At 69.9% G+C, this 18,401-nt stretch carries 13 protein-coding genes; 9 read left to right on the top strand and 4 right to left on the bottom strand.

All coding sequences use genetic code 11. The annotated features are described in order from the left end of the window. Nucleotides 1-223: 223 nt before the first annotated feature. Nucleotides 224-988 (bottom strand): IclR family transcriptional regulator, encoded by a 765-nt coding sequence (locus ACIP64_RS21645; protein WP_401589111.1) that lies wholly within the window; start codon nt 986-988, stop codon nt 224-226. Between the two features lie 220 nt (nt 989-1,208). On the opposite strand from ACIP64_RS21645, the gene metH reads away from it, so the two are divergent. From metH to ACIP64_RS21625, 4 genes are all read left to right on the top strand, one after another. Then, complete coding sequence (metH, locus tag ACIP64_RS21640; RefSeq protein ID WP_401589109.1) at nt 1,209-4,742, top strand: methionine synthase; 3,534 nt, start codon at nt 1,209-1,211, stop codon at nt 4,740-4,742. Between the two features lie 121 nt (nt 4,743-4,863). Continuing rightward, nucleotides 4,864-5,565, top strand: coding sequence for an HAD family hydrolase (locus ACIP64_RS21635; RefSeq protein ID WP_401589107.1), 702 nt, complete (start codon nt 4,864-4,866; stop codon nt 5,563-5,565). Nucleotides 5,566-5,949: 384 nt separating this feature from the next. Continuing rightward, complete coding sequence (locus ACIP64_RS21630) at nt 5,950-7,542, top strand: ABC transporter substrate-binding protein (RefSeq protein WP_401589104.1); 1,593 nt, start codon at nt 5,950-5,952, stop codon at nt 7,540-7,542. Between the two features lie 82 nt (nt 7,543-7,624). After that, nucleotides 7,625-9,217 carry an ABC transporter substrate-binding protein gene (locus tag ACIP64_RS21625; protein ID WP_401589102.1) on the top strand — a complete coding sequence of 531 codons (1,593 nt, stop codon included), beginning with the start codon at nt 7,625-7,627 and terminating at the stop codon, nt 9,215-9,217. 61 nt (nt 9,218-9,278) lie between these two features. Here the strand turns inward: ACIP64_RS21625 and ACIP64_RS21620 are convergent, their stop codons facing one another. Together ACIP64_RS21620 and ACIP64_RS21615 are read right to left on the bottom strand one after the other, a co-directional pair. Then, the gene (locus ACIP64_RS21620) at nt 9,279-9,950 is read right to left on the bottom strand and encodes a response regulator transcription factor (RefSeq protein WP_319661988.1); all 672 of its coding nucleotides are present in this window, start codon (nt 9,948-9,950) and stop codon (nt 9,279-9,281) included. Between the two features lie 14 nt (nt 9,951-9,964). Continuing rightward, nucleotides 9,965-10,834: a RecB family exonuclease gene (locus ACIP64_RS21615; RefSeq protein WP_401589099.1), complete on the bottom strand. Its 870-nt coding sequence runs from the start codon at nt 10,832-10,834 to the stop codon at nt 9,965-9,967. Nucleotides 10,835-10,931: 97 nt separating this feature from the next. Here ACIP64_RS21615 and ACIP64_RS21610 point away from each other — a divergent pair, with 97 nt between their 5' ends. The 3 genes from ACIP64_RS21610 to ACIP64_RS21600 all read left to right on the top strand — a co-directional run bounded on the left by ACIP64_RS21610 (nt 10,932) and on the right by ACIP64_RS21600 (nt 14,355). Continuing rightward, the gene (locus ACIP64_RS21610; RefSeq protein WP_401589097.1) at nt 10,932-12,164 is read left to right on the top strand and encodes a site-2 protease family protein; all 1,233 of its coding nucleotides are present in this window, start codon (nt 10,932-10,934) and stop codon (nt 12,162-12,164) included. Nucleotides 12,165-12,611: 447 nt separating this feature from the next. Continuing rightward, on the top strand, nt 12,612-13,568 hold the full coding sequence (locus ACIP64_RS21605) for a tRNA (adenine-N1)-methyltransferase (protein WP_401589095.1): 957 nt from the start codon (nt 12,612-12,614) through the stop codon (nt 13,566-13,568). Nucleotides 13,569-13,764: 196 nt separating this feature from the next. Beyond that, nucleotides 13,765-14,355 carry a hypothetical protein gene (locus ACIP64_RS21600; RefSeq protein WP_401589093.1) on the top strand — a complete coding sequence of 197 codons (591 nt, stop codon included), beginning with the start codon at nt 13,765-13,767 and terminating at the stop codon, nt 14,353-14,355. Between the two features lie 4 nt (nt 14,356-14,359). Here ACIP64_RS21600 and ACIP64_RS21595 read toward each other — a convergent pair whose 3' ends face one another. After that, on the bottom strand, nt 14,360-14,656 hold the full coding sequence (locus ACIP64_RS21595; RefSeq protein WP_401589482.1) for a ferredoxin: 297 nt from the start codon (nt 14,654-14,656) through the stop codon (nt 14,360-14,362). Nucleotides 14,657-14,890: 234 nt separating this feature from the next. Between ACIP64_RS21595 and arc the strand changes: the two genes are divergently transcribed. Then, nucleotides 14,891-16,657 carry a proteasome ATPase gene (gene arc / locus ACIP64_RS21590; protein WP_401589091.1) on the top strand — a complete coding sequence of 589 codons (1,767 nt, stop codon included), beginning with the start codon at nt 14,891-14,893 and terminating at the stop codon, nt 16,655-16,657. Between the two features lie 205 nt (nt 16,658-16,862). Then, complete coding sequence (dop, locus tag ACIP64_RS21585) at nt 16,863-18,374, top strand: depupylase/deamidase Dop (protein WP_401589089.1); 1,512 nt, start codon at nt 16,863-16,865, stop codon at nt 18,372-18,374. Nucleotides 18,375-18,401 lie beyond the last annotated feature (27 nt).

Here is an 18,401-nt window from a genome sequence, read left to right as displayed (position 1 = left end):
TCCTTCGTCCAGGGGAGAGCGAACCCTTGTCCCGTTCAGGGGTTCGCGAGCCTGTCACCAGGCCCCCCGGCGGTCCCACGGCCAGGTACACCGTACCGACTCCGTCGGCTGCTGTTCGACAATGTCGACCGCCGAACGAGAGTGTTCTCCTGCGTGACCGGATGCGTCAAGAGTTCGACAGGTTGCGGAACGGTCTCCCGGCCGGGCCCGGAACCGGCCGGGCTCAGAACCGGCCGGCGCCCAGGTCGCGGGAGACCGCGCGGGCGCAGTCCCGCACCGCGGCGACCAGGTGGGCCCGGATGTCGCCGTCCTCGCAGACCCGCTCCACCGCGCCGGTGACGGCGACCGCGCCGACCGGCATGCGGTGCCGGTCGTGGATGGGCGCGGCGATCGAGGCCACGCCGTCCCAGGTCTCCTCCAGGTCCGCCGCCCAGCCGCGGGCCCGTGTGAGGTCGAGCACGCCCTCGAACTCCGCCGCCCCGGTGACCGTTCGCGCGGTCAGCGGTTCGCGCGTCATCTCGGTCACCTCGCCGTGCGCGACCGGGTCGTACGCGGAGAGCACCTTGCCCAGCGCACTGCTGTGCAGCGGGTGCATCGCGCCGACCTCCAGCACCTGGCGGCTGTCGTCGGGGCGGAAGACGTGGTGCACGATGAGCACGCCCTGCTGGTGGAGGACGCCCAGATAGACGGCCTCGCCACTGGAGCGGGCCAGGTCGTCGGTCCACACCAGGGCGCGGGCGCGCAGCTCGTGCACGTCCAGGTAGCTGTTGCCCAGCCGGAGCAGCTCCGCCCCCAGCTGGTAGCGGCCGGAGACCGGGTCCTGCTCGACGAAGCCCTCCTGCTGGAGGGTGCGCAGGATGCCGTGTGCCGTTCCCTTGGCCAGGCCCAGCGAGGAGGCTACGTCCGACAGGCCGAGCCTGCGCTCCCCGCCGGCCAGCAGCCGCAGGATCGCAGCCGCACGGCTGAGCGACTGGATGGGACCTGGCATGAACAACCCCTCTGTCAGGAACGATCATGAACGAGTCGACAATGCTGAACACTGTCAGACGATGCCGACCATCATCATCCCAGAGATGAGTGTGGCACCACGGTCCGCCCTTCGGAATGCCGGAGGCGGATTCCGGCGGCCCGGCTACGCTGGCCTGGTGCGTACCAGCGACAGCCGGTGCGCGCCAAGCCGACAGCCGTCGCACTCAGGGAGCACATCCATGGCCCAGCCGTCCTCGTACGCCTCCTCCTCCGAGGGAACCTCCCCCGCACACGCCCGCGCAGCGGCCCTCCGGGAGGCCTTCGCCCAGCGGGTCGTGGTCGCCGACGGGGCCATGGGCACGATGCTCCAGTCGAAGAACCCGACCATGGACGACTTCCAGGGCCACGAGGGCCTGAACGACATCCTGAGCATCTCCCGCCCCGACATCGTCCGCGCCGTGCACGAGGCCTACTTCGACGCCGGCGTGGACTGCGTGGAGACCAACACCTTCAGCGCCAACTACGCCGGCCTCCTGGAGTACGGCATCGAGGAGCGCGTCCACGAGGTCGCCGAGGCCGGCGCCCGGGTCGCCCGCGAGGTCGCCGACCGCTACTCCACCCCCGACCGCCCCCGCTGGGTGCTCGGTTCGATGGGCCCCGGCACCAAGCTCCCCACCCTCGGCCACGTCGCGTACGGCACGCTGCGCGACGCCTACGAGCAGAGCGCCGCGGGCCTGCTGGCCGGCGGCGCCGACGCGGTGATCGTGGAGACCACCCAGGACCTGCTGCAGACCAAGGCCGCCCTCATCGGCGCCCGGCGGGCCCTGGACGCCGCCCACTCCGCGGCGCCGCTCATCTGCTCCGTCACCGTCGAGACCACCGGCACCATGCTGCTGGGCTCCGAGATCGGCGCCGCGCTCACCGCGCTGGAACCGCTCGGCATCGACATGATCGGCCTCAACTGCGCCACCGGCCCCGCCGAGATGAGCGAGCACCTGCGCTATCTCGCCCGGCACGCCGGCATTCAGCTGTCCTGCATGCCCAACGCCGGTCTCCCCGTCCTCGGCAAGGACGGCGCGCACTACCCGCTGAGCCCCGGTGAACTCGCCGACGCGCAGGAGGTCTTCGTCCGCGAGTACGGGCTCTCCCTGGTCGGCGGCTGCTGCGGCACCACCCCCGAGCACCTGCGGCAGGTCGTCGAGCGGGTCCGCGGCCACGAGGTGGCCGCCCGCGAGCCGCGCCCCGAGCCGGGCGCGTCCTCGCTCTACCAGACGGTCCCCTTCCGCCAGGACACCGCGTACCTCGCCATCGGCGAGCGCACCAACGCCAACGGTTCCAAGAAGTTCCGCGAGGCCATGCTGGACGGCCGCTGGGACGACTGCGTGGAGATGGCGCGCGAGCAGATCCGCGAGGGCGCCCACTTCCTGGACCTGTGCGTCGACTACGTCGGCCGCGACGGCGTCGCCGACATGAACGAGATCGCCGGCCGGCTCGCCACCGCCTCCACCCTGCCGATCGTGCTGGACTCCACCGAGCCCGAGGTGCTCCGCGCGGGCCTGGAGAAGCTCGGCGGGCGCGCGGTGATCAACTCGGTCAACTACGAGGACGGCGACGGCCCCGAGTCCCGCTTCGCCCGCACCACGCGGCTCGCCGTGGAGCACGGCGCCGCCCTCATCGCCCTCACCATCGACGAGGAGGGGCAGGCCCGTACGCCCGAGGCCAAGGTCGCGATCGCCGAACGCCTCATCGCCGACCTGACCGGCACCTGGGGCATCGCCGAGAGCGACATCATCGTCGACTGCCTGACGTTCACCATCGCCACCGGCCAGGAGGAGTCCCGCGGGGACGGCATCGCCACCATCGAGGCGATCCGCGAACTCAAGCGCCGCCACCCGGCCGTGCAGACCACGCTCGGTCTGTCCAACATCTCCTTCGGCCTCAACCCGGCCGCGCGCACGGTGCTCAACTCGGTCTTCCTGCACGAGTGCGTGCAGGCCGGCCTGGACTCGGCGATCGTGCACGCGTCCAAGATCGTGCCGATCGCCCGCATCCCGGAGGAGCAGCGCGAGGTCGCCCTCGACCTCGTCCACGACCGCCGCCGCGAGGGCTACGACCCGCTGCAGCGCTTCCTGGAGCTGTTCGAGGGCGTCGACACCAAGTCGGTGAAGGCGGGCCGCGCCGAGGAGCTCGCCGCGCTCCCCCTGGACGAGCGGCTGCAACGGCGCATCATCGACGGCGAGAAGAACGGCCTGGAGGCGGACCTCGACGAGGCGCTGAAGGCGCGTCCGGCCCTCGACATCGTCAACGAGACCCTCTTGGAGGGCATGAAGGTCGTCGGCGAACTCTTCGGCTCCGGCCAGATGCAGCTGCCGTTCGTCCTGCAGTCCGCCGAGGTGATGAAGACCGCCGTCGCCCACCTCGAACCGCACATGGAGAAGTCCGACGCCTCCGGCAAGGGCACCATCGTGCTGGCCACCGTCCGCGGCGACGTGCACGACATCGGCAAGAACCTCGTGGACATCATCCTGTCCAACAACGGCTACAACGTCGTCAACCTGGGCATCAAGCAGCCGGTCTCGGCGATCCTCGACGCCGCCCAGGAGCACGCGGCGGACGTCATCGGCATGTCGGGCCTGCTGGTGAAGTCCACCGTGATCATGAAGGAGAACCTGGAGGAGCTCAACCAGCGCGGTCTGGCCGCCCGGTTCCCGGTCATCCTCGGCGGCGCCGCCCTCACCCGCGCGTACGTCGAGCAGGACCTCCACGAGATCTACGAGGGCGAAGTCCGCTACGCCCGCGACGCGTTCGAGGGCCTGCGGCTGATGGACGCGCTCATCGCGGTCAAGCGCGGCGTGCCCGGCGCCACCCTCCCCGAACTCCGGCAGCGCCGCGTCGCCCGCCGGGACGGGCAGGCGGGCGCGCCGGAGGAGACCGAGGAGAACCGCGGCCAGATCCGCTCGGACGTGGCCACCGACAACCCCGTTCCCACCCCGCCGTTCTGGGGTTCGCGGATCGTCAAGGGCATCCCGCTCAAGGACTACGCGTCCTGGCTCGACGAGGGCGCGCTGTTCAAGGGCCAGTGGGGCCTGAAGCAGTCCAGGACCGGCGGTCCCGGCTACGAGGAACTGGTGGAGACCGAGGGCCGGCCGCGGCTGCGCGGACTGCTGGACCGCATGCAGAGCGAGGGCCTGCTGGAAGCGGCGGTCGTCTACGGCTACTTCCGCTGCGTCTCCAAGGGCGACGACCTGATCATCCTCGGCGAGGACGGCGCGGAGCGGACCCGCTTCACCTTCCCGCGGCAGCGCCGCGGCCGCCGGCTGTGCCTGGCCGACTTCTTCCGCCCGGAGGAGTCCGGCGAGACCGACGTCGTCGGCCTCCAGGTGGTGACGGTCGGCAACGCGGTCTCGGAGGCCGCCAACAAGCTGTTCGCCGCCGACGCCTACCGCGACTACCTGGAGCTGCACGGCCTGTCCGTCCAGCTCGCCGAGGCGCTCGCCGAGTACTGGCACGCCCGGGTCCGCGCGGAGCTGGGCTTCTCCGGGGAGGACCCCGGCGCCATGGAGGACATGTTCGCGCTGAAGTACCGCGGCGCCCGCTTCTCCCTCGGCTACGGGGCCTGCCCCGACCTGGAGGACCGGGCCAAGATCGCGCAGCTGCTGGAGCCCGAGCGGATCGGCGTGCGGCTGTCGGAGGAGTTCCAGCTCCACCCGGAGCAGTCCACCGACGCCATCGTCATCCATCATCCGGAGGCAAAGTACTTCAACGCGCGGTAACGGGTCATACGTCGTACACTGGACGATCCGAACGGCACCTGGCCGGTCCCACGCCCCCATCACCCTGGGGCGCGAGGCGACCGGCCTTTGTGCCCCCTGGACTGTGAAGGATGTGGGGCGCATGACCAGCGGTATTCCCGTCACCGAGACCCGGCCGGCCCGGGACGCAGGCCTGCAGGCCGTCCTCCTGGACATGGACGGCACGCTGGTCGACACCGAAGGCTTCTGGTGGAACGCGGAGGTCGAGGTGTTCGCGCAGCTCGGGCACGTCCTGGACGACACCCACCGCGAGGTGGTCGTCGGCGGCCCGATGGCCCGCAGCCTGGGACACCTGATCTCGGTCACCGGCACCGACGCCACCCTCGCCGAGCTGTCCGCGCTGATCAACCTGCGGTTCGTCGAGCTCATCGGCCGGGGAGTACCGCTCATGCCGGGCGCGCGGCGCCTGCTCACGGAACTGGCCGCGCACGGCGTGCCCGCCGCCCTGGTCTCCGCCTCCCACCGCCGCATCATCGACGCCGTCATGCTCTCCATCGGCCCCGAGCACTTCGCGTTCTCCGTCGCGGGGGACGAGGTGGTCCAGGGCAAGCCGCACCCCGAGTCCTATCTGCACGCCGCCGCGCGCCTGGGCGCCGACCCCGCGCGCTGCGTGGTCGTCGAGGACACCCCGACCGGTGTCAGCGCCGCGGAGGCGGCCGGGTGCCAGGTGGTGGCGGTGCCCTCGATCGCCCCCATCGAGCCCGCGCCCGGGCGGGCCGTCGTGGCGTCCCTCGAAGCCGTCGACGTGCCTTTTCTGCGCTCTCTGATTACGGCCGTTCACTGAGCGTCGCCATAAATTGAGTGGAAACTCTGGGCGCCCGCCCGCTCATTTTCCGTGACCTTTCGCGGCTGCCGAATTCTTTACCGGCGGTCGTCGGCTGGCGTGATACTTTTCACGTCGACGGGCGTCGACAACACCCTCCGGACGTGCTTCGGCCCGTCAATTGACGGTGCGTGTAGTGCTGTTGTGTCCGTATTGGGGGGCGGCGGGCTGTTCGTTCCGCTGTCCGGATATCGGTGCACCACTCCCTGTTATCCGCCTGTGACGCGGGCTCAACTTCTCCGTGTCAGGGGGCGGTCGGCCGGAATGCCGGGCACCGGCAATTCCGGGTATCGTCGCCCCGCTCAGACTGCGCGGCCGAGGGCCGGAAGAGGGAGAACAACGAGCATGAATCGCAAGCTGCTGGTGCTGCCGGCCGTGATGGGCCTCGCCGCGCCCGTACTCGCCGGATGCGGTGATTCGAACGCCGGAGGCGGCGGCGGCGACACGATCGTCGTGGGTACCACCGACCACATCGCCGTGTCCAAGGAACTGCCCTCTCCCGTGGACCCGGCCACCTCGTACGACGGTGGCACGTACACCTTCTTCAACAACACCTTCCAGATGCTGCTGGGTTACCAGCGCAGCGCGACGACCCCGTCCCCGGACGCGGCCAAGTCCTGCGAGTTCTCCGACACCAAGTCCGAGACCTACCGCTGCACTCTGCGCGACGGCCTGACGTTCTCCAACGGGCACGCGCTGACCTCCGAGGACGTCAAGTTCTCCATCGACCGCGTCATCAAGATCAAGAGCGACTACGGCCCGGTCAGCCTCCTGTCGAACATCGAGACCGTCGAGGCCCCGGACGAGAAGACCGTGGTCTTCCACCTCAAGGCCTCCGACGCCACCTTCCCGTACAAGCTGGCGACCCCCGCCGCGGCCATCGTCGACAGCGAGGTGTACCCCGCGGACAAGGCGCTCGACGGCCTGCAGATGGTCGGCTCGGGCCCCTACAAGCTGGACTCGTGGGAGGGCGACAAGGCCGTCCTCAGCGCCAACCCCAGCTACAAGGGCCTGGTGAGCAAGCTCAACAACAGCAAGATCGAGGTCCGCTTCTTCGAGACCGCGGACGCGATGGAGAAGGCGCTCGCCGACGGCCAGATCGACATGGTGAACCGCACCTTCACCGCCGACCAGATCTACAACATCCAGCAGGGCAAGGTGCCGACCATCAAGCTGACGGAGGCGACCAGCCCCTCCGTCCGCTACATGTTCTTCAACGTCGACGACCCGACGGTGAAGGACAAGGCCGTCCGTGAGGCCATAGCCCACATCGTCGACCGTGACGCGCTCACCCGCGACGTGACCCACCGCACCGCGACGCCGCTCTTCGGCGCCGTGCCCGCAGGCATCGTCGGTCACAGCAACTCGTACTTCAACATGTACGGGCAGCCCAGCCGCGACAAGGCCGCCGCGGCCCTGTCCGCCGCCGGCATCAGCACCCCGGTCAAGCTGACGTTCACCTACACGACGGACCGCCCGGCCACGCCGAACAAGGAAGAGGCGGTGGCCCTGCAGAAGCAGCTCAACGCCAGCGGCCTGTTCGACGTGACGCTCAAGGGCGCCCCGTGGAAGACCTTCCTCCCGGGCGCGGTCAAGGGCCAGTGGGCGGCGTACTCGCTCAGCTGGCTCCCCGACTTCCCCGACGCGGACACCTACATCGCGCCGTTCTTCGCCGAAGGCTTCCTCAACCTGAACTACCCCGGCGGCGACATCAAGAACTCGCTGCTGCCCAGCACCCGCCAGACCGCCGACCGCGGCCAGACGGACAAGGACTTCCTGCAGATGCAGGACATCCTGGCCAAGGACCTGCCGATGATCCCGCTGTACCAGGACAAGCAGTACGTCGCCACCCGCGACAACATCACCGGCGCCGAGTGGCTGCTGAATTCCTCCTCCACCGCCCAGTTCTGGGAGCTCGGGCGCGGCGTGGCAGGATGAGCCGTCGGCTGGTACGGATCCGGGCGTTCCGCGCGGATCCGTACCAGCCGGGCCCATTCGCACCACGAAGTGAGGTACCCCCGTGAGGAACAGAGTCCAGCTACTGGCTCTCCCGCTGTCCGCGACAGCGATATTTGCGGCCGGCTGCGGGAGCGGCTCCGGTGACGGGGGAGGTGAGGGCAAATCCGTCACGATGGGGATCACGGACAAGGTCACGGCCGTCGATCCCGCCTCCGGCTACGACGTGGGTTCCTGGATCGTCTTCAACAACGTCTTCCAGTCCCTGATGAGCTTCCCCCGGGGCGCCACCAAGCCCGAGCCCGAAGCCGCCGAGAACTGCGCGTTCACCGACTCGGCCAGCCGGACCTTCGACTGCACCCTGCGCCCGGGACTGAAGTTCAGCAATGGTGACGACCTCACCTCGCAGGACGTCAAGTACTCCTTCGAGCGCACCATCAAGATCAACGACGCGAACGGTCCCGCGGTCCTCCTGGACTCGATCAAGACGCTCGACGCCCCCACCGCCGACCGCGTCGTCTTCCACCTGAAGTACTCCGATGCGACCTTCCCCATGAAGATCGCCTCCGGCGCCGGCTCCATCGTGGACCACCGCGAGTACCCGGCGGACAAGCTCCGCGACGACAACAAGGCGATGGGCAGCGGCCCGTACCGGCTGGACTCGTACACCGCCGGGGACCAGGCCGTCTTCTCGGTCAACGACCGCTACCAGGGCACCGCCGAAGTCCACAACTCCGGCATGACCATGAAGTTCTTCACGGAGGAGAGCGGCCTCGGCAAGGCCCTCGAGGACGGCGACGTCGACCTCGCCTACCGAGGCCTCGCCGCCAAGGACATCGCCGACCTCCAGCAGAAGGCGGCCTCCGGGGACAGCCACATGAAGGTCGTCGAGGGCACCGGCGCCGAGGTCCAGCACCTGGTCTTCAACGTCGACGACCCCGCGGTCTCCGACAAGGCCGTCCGTCGCGCCGTCGCCTACCTGATCGACCGCAAGGCCATCATCCGCGACGTCTACGACCGCACCGCCACCCCGCTGTACTCGATCGTGCCGCAGGGCATCACCGGCCACAACACGGCCTTCTTCGACCGCTACGGCGAGGGCGGCGACACCGCCCGCGCCCAGGCCGCGCTCACCGGGGCGGGCATCACCGAACCGGTCCGCTTCACCCTCTGGGCCACCCCCGTCCGCTACGGCCCCGGCACCGTGGCCGAGCTGAAGGAGATCGCCCAGCAGCTCAACGCCAGCGGCCTGTTCGACGTCGACGTCAAGTCCACCGACGCCGACCAGTACGCCAAGGACATCGCCGCCGGCAAGTACGCCGTCTACGTCCGAGGCTGGGTTCCCGACTACCCGGACCCGGACAACTTCACCGCGCCCTTCTTCGGCGACGGCAACGTGCTGTCCAACCACTACGTGAACCAGCGGCTCAGCGGCGAACTCATCCCGCGCACCGCCGCCGAGGACAACCGCGCCTCCACCACCTCGGACTTCGAGGAACTGCAGGACACGGTCGCCGACGACGTGCCGATCATCCCGCTGTGGCAGGGCAAGCAGTACGTGGCCGCCAAGGACACCGTCAACGGCCTGGAATGGACCCTCGACCAGTCCACCGTCTTCCGCTTCTGGGAGATCCAGAAGGTCGACCAGGCCGGCTGACCAGCGCGACGCCTCTGGCCTCCCCGACGGCCGGACGTCCCCCCGCCCCACCGGGGGACGGCTACTGCGCTCCTGGCCGCACCAGACCGCTCTCGTACGCGTACACCGCCGCCTGCACGCGGTCCCGCAGCGCGAGCTTCGTCAGCACATGTCCCACATGGGTCTTGACCGTCGTCTCGCTCACGAACAGCTCCGCCGCGATCTCGGCGTTCGACAGTCCCCGCGCGACCAGCTTCAGCACCTCGACCTCACGGTCGGTCAGCGTGTGCAGCGCCTGCGGCACCGGCTCCTCGCCCGACGGCAGCCGTCCCGCGTACTTGTCGAGCAGCCGCCGCGTGATGCTCGGCGCGAGCATCGCCTCGCCCGCCGCGACCACCCGGATCGCCTGCACCAGTTCGTGCGCCGGGGCGTCCTTCAGCAGGAAACCGCTGGCACCCGCGCGCAGCGCCTCCACCACGTACTCGTCCAGGTCGAACGTGGTCAGCACCAGCACCTTCGCCGGGCCGTCCCGCCCGGGACCGGTGATCTGCCGGGTGGCCTCCACCCCGTCCATCCGCGGCATGCGGATGTCCATCAGCACGACGTCCGGCTGCAGGGCCCGCACCTGCTCCAGAGCCTGCTGGCCGTCCCCCGCCTCACCGACCACCGCCAGTTCCGGCTCCGCCTCCAGGATCATCCGGAAACCGGTGCGCAGCAGCGGCTGGTCGTCAACCAGCAGAACGCGAATGGCCACGTGATCTCCTCAGCTCAGGAATCCCCATTCTTCCCCACCACCGCCAGCGGATACGGCGGGGGAGTGCCGCCGAACGACGGGCAGACCGCCTGGTGGTCGCACCAGTCGCACAGCCGGCTCGGACGCGGCCGCCAGTCGCCGGACTCGGTCGCCCGCCGGATCGCCTGCCACAGCGCCTCCAGCTTGCGCGCCACCGCCAGCAGGTCCTCCTCCGACGGGTCGTACGTCATCACCTCGCCGCTGCCCAGGTAGACCAGCTGCAGCCGGCGCGGCACCACCCCGCGCAGCCGCCACAGCACCAGCGCGTAGAACTTCATCTGGAACAGCGCCTCGTCCGCGTACTCCGGGCGCGGGGCCTTGCCGGTCTTGTAGTCCACCACGCGCAGATCGCCGGAGGCCGGGGCCACGTCGAGACGGTCGATGTAGCCGCGCAGCGTCAGCCCCGACTCCAGCTCCGTCTCCACGTACAGCTCGCGCTCCGCGGGCTCCAGCCGCGTCGGGTCCTCCAGCGAGAACCACCGCTCCACCAGCCCGGCCGCCCCCTCCAGCCACTCCGCCAGCTCCTGCCCCTCCCCGGCGGGGAACAGCTGCGACAGCTCGGGGCGCTCCTCGAGCAGCCGCCGCCACTGCCCCGGCACCATCGCCCGCGCCCGCTCCGCCGTCCGCTCGCCGGCCGGGTTGTCGAAGAGCCGCTCCAGCACCGCGTGCACCACCGTGCCCCGCGCGGCGGCCGGACTCGGCTTCTCCGGCAGCTTGTCGATCACCCGCAGCCGGTACAGCAGCGGACACCGCATGAAGTCGGCGGCCCGCGACGGCGACAACGACGACGGAGCGGCCGGCGGCCGCGGAGGCGTCGGCGGAACGGGTTCGATGCTGGTGCCCATGGCAGGACCCTATGGGTTCGCACCGACAGCCGGTGTCGGCTCCGGGCAGCCGGGCAATACCATCGACGTCGGACCGACAGCCGAACGAGGGGAACCAGTGAGCGAAAGCCAGCAGCCGCGCGAAGGCGGCGGGCGCACCCCCGGAGCCGACGACGGCACCGGAAAACGCCCCGCCGGCCCCGGCGGCGGCATCCTCATGGGCCGCGTCTTCGGCGTGCCCGTGTACGTCGCCCCCAGCTGGTTCCTGGTCGCGGCCCTGATCACCTGGGTCTTCGGCGGTCAACTCGACCGCGTCCTGCCCGAACTCGGCGCCCTGCGCTACCTCGTCTCGCTCTTCTTCGCGGTGGCCTTCTACGCCTCCGTCCTGGTGCACGAACTCGCCCACACGGTCGCCGCGCTCCGCTTCGGCCTCCCGGTGCGCCGCATCCAGCTCCAGTTCTTCGGCGGCGTCTCCGAGATCGAGAAGGAGTCCGACACCCCGGGGCGGGAATTCGTCCTCGCCTTCATCGGCCCGCTGCTCTCGCTCGTCCTGGCCGGGGTGTTCTACCTCGGCATGCAGGGCGTGGACCCCGGCACCGTGCCGGGCGTCCTGCTCGCCGGACTGATGATCAGCAACCTCCTCGTGGCCGCGTTCAACCTGCTGCCCGGGCTCCCGCTGGACGGCGGCCGCATGCTGCGCGCGGTCATCTGGAAGATCACCGGCAAGCCCATGACCGGCACCGTCGCCGCCGCCTGGATCGGGCGCGCCCTCGCCCTCGCCGTCCTGATCGGCCTGCCCCTGCTGTCCTACGCCGGCGGCCTCAGCGACGGCACCGGCGACGCCACCGGCTTCGACTCCCTCACCGACGCCCTGCTCGCCGCCATCCTGGCCGCGATCATCTGGACCGGCGCGGGCAACGCCCTGCGCATGGCCCGGCTCCGCGAACACCTCCCCGAACTCCAGGCCCGCACCCTCACCCGGCGCGCCCTGCCCGTCGCCTCCGACACCCCCCTGTCCGAAGCCCTGCGACGCGCCAACGAGGCGGGCGCCCGCGCCCTCGTCGTCGTCGACGGCCACGGCACCCCCACCGCTGTCGTCCGCGAAGCAGCGATCGTCGGCATCCCCGAGCACCGGCGCCCCTGGGTCGCCGTCTCCGGACTCGCCCAGGACCTCAAGCCCGGCATGAAGGTTTCCGCCGAACTCGCGGGCGAGGACCTCCTCGACACCCTCCGCGCGACACCGGCCACGGAATACCTGGTGGTGGAGAACTCCGGCGAGATCTACGGCGTCCTGTCCACCGCAGACGTCGAAAAAGCCTTCCTCGCCGCCATGGCCCGGCCGTCTGTTTAGGGCTCGGTTCGCCTCCGGGGCGCCTTCAGCACCTGTCGACGGTCGATCATGCTCGGCCCCTCGTTCCTCGGGGCCTCCTCGTGTTCTCCCTTTCGACAGGCGCGCGCCCCTTCGGCTCACTCGCCGGGCAGCCATGGTGAATTCGCGGGCCGTCGCTCCCTGGGGCCGTCGCACGAGGTGGGCATACAGGCACTCGCAGGGCCGCAGGCACGCGGCCCCAGAGGGCGAACGCCCCGTGTCGCGCCGGCGCCCCCACAGGACCACCGCCTGGCGAGTGAGCCCAAGGGGCGCGACGGTGCCGAAAGGGAGTGGGGGCACCTCCCAGCGGTATCTTGGGGAGCGCGGAGGGCCCGAGGAACGAGGGACCGAGCACGGTCGACCGTCGGCACCGTCACAGGGCGCCCCGGAGGCGAACGAGCCGTTAAAAAACACCGGTAGGCTGGGGGCATGTCCGAACCGACCGGTGCCGCCCGCCGTCGCGGGCCCTTCAAGGTCGGGGACCAGGTCCAGCTCACCGATCCCAAGGGACGCCACTACACGTTCACGCTCGAGGCCGGGAAGAACTTCCACACCCACAAGGGGTCGTTCCCGCATGACGAGCTGATCGGCGCCCCCGAGGGCAGTGTGGTGCGTACCACGGGAAACGTCGCCTACCTTGCGCTGCGCCCCCTGCTCCCCGACTACGTCCTGTCCATGCCCCGCGGCGCCGCCGTGGTCTACCCCAAGGACGCGGGGCAGATCCTGTCCATGGCCGACATCTTCACCGGCGCGCGCGTCGTGGAGGCCGGCGTGGGATCGGGCTCGCTCAGCATGTTCCTGCTGCGGGCGATCGGTGACGAGGGGATGCTGCACTCGTACGAGCGGCGCGCCGACTTCGCCGAGATCGCGACGCAGAACGTGGAGCGGTACTTCGGCGGTCCGCACCCGGCGTGGCAGCTCACCGTCGGCGATCTGCAGGACAACCTCAGCGATGTCGACGTCGACCGGGTCATCCTGGACATGCTCGCCCCGTGGGAGTGCCTGGAGGCGGTCTCCAAGGCCCTGGTGCCCGGCGGCATCCTGTGCGCCTATGTGGCCACGACCACGCAGCTCGCGCGGACCGTCGAGGCGATCCGCGAGCACGGCACGTTCAACGAGCCGTCGGCGTGGGAGACGATGGTGCGCACCTGGCACGTCGAGGGACTGGCGGTGCGTCCGGACCACCGGATGATCGGGCACACCGGGTTCCTGCTGACCGCGCGCCGGCTGGCGGACGGGGTGGAGCCCCCGCTGCGGCGCAGGCGCCCCGCGCCGGGCGCGTACGGCGAGGACTACACCGGTCCGGGCGCGGGTCGCGCCGCGGGCCGGGCCGCCAAGGGCGGTGAGGCGGCCGAGGCCGTCGAGGAACTCGAGGCCACGGACTGACCGCAGGCCACCGAGAGCGCCGCCACCGGGAGACCGGGGCGGCGCTTTTGTGTCCCCTCCGTGTCTCCAGCCACATACGTCATATGACGTACCGATAAAAGATTTGCGACACACGGGACCCGGTCGTACCGGCGCCCCGCGCGCTGTGGCAGCATGCTGGCCACCCCGCTCGACCAACTCCACAGGAGACAGGCGCGTGCAGCCCACGGCAGGACCGGCCCTCCCGCACACCCGGGCCCGTTCGGTGCACTGGATCACCACGGCCGCGGTGATCGCCGCGGTCATAGGCAGCGCCGCACTGGTGCAGCCCGCCGGCGCCTCCACCGCGAAGCCGCCGGCCGCCGGTGCGAAGGCGGCGGTCCCCGCGGTCCCCGCCGCGGCACCACCGGACCCGAAGGCCGCCCACTACACGATGAACTGCGCGGGCGCGCCGGTGGACGTGGTCGACCAGGCCGCCGGCGACCTGGACGGGGACGGCCGCCCGGAGACGGTCGCGGTCGCGCGCTGCCACTCCGAGACGGGCACCCCGCCCAGCGGTCTCTACGTGGTCTCGGCCGGCACCGCACCGGGCGCCGCGCCGCGGATCACGGAGACGCTGGTCGACCCGAAGGAGCAGCGGTCCCTCAAGGACCTGCGGATCGAGGGGCGAAAGGTTCGCGCCACGGTCCTCGGCTACTCCTCGCAGGACATCCCGCGCTGCTGCCCCGACCAGATGCGGGACTACAGCTGGGAATGGCGGTCGGGCACCTACTACGAGATCCCCGGACCGCTCGCGAACAGCGTGTGACAGATCACTCCGCGCCGGGTCCGTACAGCTCTACACTGTCCGAAACCCGACGTACATGAATACATTCGCCAGGACATTCCCTGGCCGAATCCACCACATCGGTCAGCAACGGCAGGGGCACCGGCACGGAGGCCCCGGGGGCCTCACGCAGCTCGCCGTCGTCACCCTTGACGTACGCGAGCCCGTCGATGTCCAGCTCGAATACCTCGGGTGCGTACTGCACACAGATGCCGTCACCGGTGCACAGGTCCTGATCGATCCAGACCTCAAGCGCCTCGACGACTTCGTCGCTCACGGGTATCTCGCCTGCCGTTCGTCGTTCGGGAAGGGACCGCCCCTGACGGGCGTTGACCGAACCGACGATACAACCGGCCGCTTTCGGATGGTGATGGCTGGGTATCTCCCTGGCACGAGGACGTGCGCAAGGGTGAAGATCGGACACACACCGGACGTCTTTGTGATCTAGGGGTTTCAACCCCTACTGGCCCAGGTAGGGTCTGGAAGCGTCCAGCTCCCCTTGGAGGAGGTGAGGACCGTGGCGGCCCACGACGACGACATCAACCGTGGCGGCCGACCCGCTCGTGGATCGGAAGACCCCATGAGCCAGGTCGCCTTTCTTGAGCAGGAGATCGCCGTCCTGCGACGTAAGCTCGCCGACTCTCCGCGGCACACGAGGATTCTCGAGGAGCGGATCGTCGAGCTGCAGACCAGTCTTGCGGGTGTCTCCGCTCAGAACGAGCGGCTGGCCAACACCCTCCGCGAGGCCCGCGACCAGATCGTGGCCCTCAAGGAAGAGGTGGACCGGCTGGCACAGCCCCCCGCCGGATTCGGCGTGTTCCTGCAGGCGAACGACGACGGGACGGCGGACATCTTCACCGGCGGCCGCAAGCTGCGGGTGAACGTCTCACCGTCGGTCGAGCTGGACGACCTCCGGCGCGGCCAGGAAGTGATGCTCAACGAGGCGCTCAACGTGGTCGAGGCCATGGAGTTCGAGCGCATCGGAGACATCGTCACCCTCAAGGAGATCCTCGAGGACGGCGAGCGGGCCCTGGTCATCGGGCACACCGACGAGGAGCGGGTGGTGCGGCTCGCCGAGCCGCTGCTGGACGGCACCCTCCGCGCCGGCGACGCGCTGCTGCTCGAACCGCGCTCGGGATACGTCTACGAGCGGGTGCCCAAGAGCGAGGTCGAAGAGCTCGTCCTCGAAGAGGTGCCCGACATCGACTACCGCCAGATCGGCGGCCTGCGGAACCAGATCGAGCAGATCCGCGACGCGGTCGAACTGCCCTATCTGCACGCCGAACTGTTCAAGGAGTACGAGCTCCGCCCGCCCAAGGGCGTGCTCCTCTACGGCCCCCCCGGCTGCGGCAAGACCCTGATCGCCAAGGCCGTCGCCAACTCCCTTGCCAAGAAGGTCGCCGAGGTCACCGGGCAGCCCCAGGGCAAGAGCTACTTCCTGAACATCAAGGGTCCCGAGCTGCTGAACAAGTACGTCGGCGAGACCGAGCGGCAGATCCGCCTGGTCTTCCAGCGTGCGAGGGAGAAGGCGAGCGAGGGCACACCCGTCATCGTCTTCTTCGACGAGATGGAGTCGCTGTTCCGGACCCGTGGGTCCGGCGTCAGCTCGGACGTGGAGAACACCATCGTCCCGCAGCTGCTCGCCGAGATCGACGGCGTCGAGGGACTGGAGAACGTCATCGTCATCGGCGCCTCCAACCGCGAGGACATGATCGACCCCGCGATCCTGCGGCCCGGCCGCCTGGACGTGAAGATCAAGATCGAGCGGCCGGACGCCGAGGCGGCCAAGGACATCTTCTCCAAGTACCTCGTCGCGACCCTGCCGCTGCACTCGGAGGACCTGTCCGAGCACGGCGAGTCCGCCGAGGCCACCGTCGACGCCATGATCCAGTCGGTCGTCGAGCGGATGTACTCGGAGTCCGAGGAGAACCGCTTCCTGGAGGTCACCTACGCCAACGGTGACAAGGAGGTCCTGTACTTCAAGGACTTCAACTCCGGCGCCATGATCCAGAACATCGTGGACCGGGCCAAGAAGATGGCGATCAAGGCCTTCCTCGACCACAACCAGCGGGGCCTGCGCGTCTCCCACCTGCTCGCCGCCTGCGTGGACGAGTTCAAGGAGAACGAGGACCTGCCCAACACCACCAACCCGGACGACTGGGCCCGCATCTCCGGAAAGAAGGGCGAGCGGATCGTCTTCATCCGCACGCTCGTCACCGGCAAGCAGGGCACCGACACCGGTCGCTCCATCGACACCGTCGCCAATACGGGCCAGTACCTGTAGCGCGACCACTCTCCGGCTGCGGGTGCCCACGCAGGGGCACCCGCAGCCGGAGTGTTTCACCCCGGCATAACCCAAGAAAGCGCGTAATGATCTCCCCACTGCCGTCATCGCGTTCTAGGCTCATCGGTACCGCCCGAGGGCCACGCGCGGGGCGGTACTTGAGCGACCGGGCCGCCACGGCCCGGAGCCGGGCAAGGAGGGCCGCATGACCGTACGGCGAGTAATGGGCATCGAGACGGAGTACGGGATCTCCGTTCCGGGCCACCCGAACGCCAATGCCATGCTCACCTCGTCCCAGGTCGTCAACGCCTACGCGGCGGCGATGCACCGGGCGCGCCGCGCCCGCTGGGACTTCGAGGAGGAGAACCCACTGCGGGACGCCCGCGGCTTCGACCTCGCCCGCGAGGCCGCGGACTCCAGCCAGCTCACCGACGAGGACATCGGCCTGGCCAATGTGATCCTCACCAACGGTGCCCGGCTCTACGTCGACCACGCCCACCCCGAGTACAGCTCGCCGGAGGTCACCAACCCCCGCGACGCCGTGCTGTGGGACAAGGCCGGCGAGCGCATCATGGCGGAGGCCGCCGAGCGGGCCGCCCAGCTGCCCGGCGCCCAGCCGATCCACCTGTACAAGAACAACACCGACAACAAGGGCGCGTCCTACGGCACGCACGAGAACTACCTGATGAAGCGGGAGACCGCCTTCTCGGACATCGTGCGCCACCTGACGCCCTTCTTCGTCTCCCGCCAGGTCGTCACCGGCGCCGGACGCGTCGGCATCGGCCAGGACGGGCACGACCACGGCTTCCAGATCAGCCAGCGCGCCGACTACTTCGAGGTCGAGGTCGGCCTGGAGACCACCCTCAAGCGGCCGATCATCAACACCCGCGACGAGCCGCACGCCGACGCCGAGAAGTACCGCCGGCTCCACGTGATCATCGGCGACGCCAACCTCGCGGAGCTCTCGACCTACCTCAAGCTCGGCACCACCGCCCTGGTGCTGTCGATGATCGAGGACGGCTTCATCAACGTCGACCTCGCCGTCGACCAGCCGGTCCGCACCCTCCACCAGGTCAGCCACGACCCCACACTGCGCCGGCTGGTCACGCTGCGCAGCGGCCGCACCCTCACCGCTGTGCAGCTCCAGATGGAGTACTGCGAGCTCGCCCGCAAGTACGTCGAGGACCGCTTCGGCACCGACGCCGACGAGCAGACCAAGGACGTCCTCGGACGCTGGGAGGACGTGCTCAACCGGCTCGAGAGCGACCCGATGAGCCTGTCCCGCGAGCTGGACTGGGTCGCCAAGCGGGAGCTGCTGGAGGGCTACCGGCGCCGCGACGGCCTCGAGTGGGACGCGGCGCGCCTGCACCTGGTCGACCTGCAGTACGCGGACGTGCGCCCCGAGAAGGGCCTGTACAACCGCCTGGCCGCCCGCGGGCGCGTCCAGCGGCTGCTGACCGACGAAGAGGTCGACCGGGCCATCGGCAAGCCCCCGGAGGACACCCGGGCGTACTTCCGCGGGCGCTGCCTCGAACAGTACGCGGACGACGTCGCCGCGGCCTCCTGGGACTCGGTGATCTTCGATCTGCCCGGCCGTGACTCCCTGCAGCGGGTGCCCACCCTGGAGCCGCTGCGCGGGACGCGCAACCACGTCAAGGAACTGCTGGACCGCTGCCGCACGGCGGAGGAGCTGGTGCGGATCCTGTCGGGCGGCTGATCAGGGCTGAAATCCTCCCGAACTGGG

This window comes from Streptomyces sp. NPDC088733 (assembly GCF_044751185.1).
Lineage (GTDB): Bacteria > Actinomycetota > Actinomycetes > Streptomycetales > Streptomycetaceae > Actinacidiphila.
Note: the sequence above shows the minus strand (reverse complement) of the source record. Positions and strands in the feature narration are given on the sequence as shown.

Excerpts from the sequence above, each read along its gene's own strand:
- ACIP64_RS21645 (WP_401589111.1), bottom strand. The coding sequence starts at position 988 with ATGCCAGGTCCCATCCAGTCGCTCAGCCGTGCGGCTGCGATCCTGCGG.
- metH (WP_401589109.1), top strand. The coding sequence starts at position 1,209 with ATGGCCCAGCCGTCCTCGTACGCCTCCTCCTCCGAGGGAACCTCCCCC.
- ACIP64_RS21635 (WP_401589107.1), top strand. The coding sequence starts at position 4,864 with ATGACCAGCGGTATTCCCGTCACCGAGACCCGGCCGGCCCGGGACGCA.
- ACIP64_RS21630 (WP_401589104.1), top strand. The coding sequence starts at position 5,950 with ATGAATCGCAAGCTGCTGGTGCTGCCGGCCGTGATGGGCCTCGCCGCG.
- ACIP64_RS21615 (WP_401589099.1), bottom strand. The coding sequence starts at position 10,834 with ATGGGCACCAGCATCGAACCCGTTCCGCCGACGCCTCCGCGGCCGCCG.
- ACIP64_RS21605 (WP_401589095.1), top strand. The coding sequence starts at position 12,612 with ATGTCCGAACCGACCGGTGCCGCCCGCCGTCGCGGGCCCTTCAAGGTC.
- dop (WP_401589089.1), top strand. The coding sequence starts at position 16,863 with ATGACCGTACGGCGAGTAATGGGCATCGAGACGGAGTACGGGATCTCC.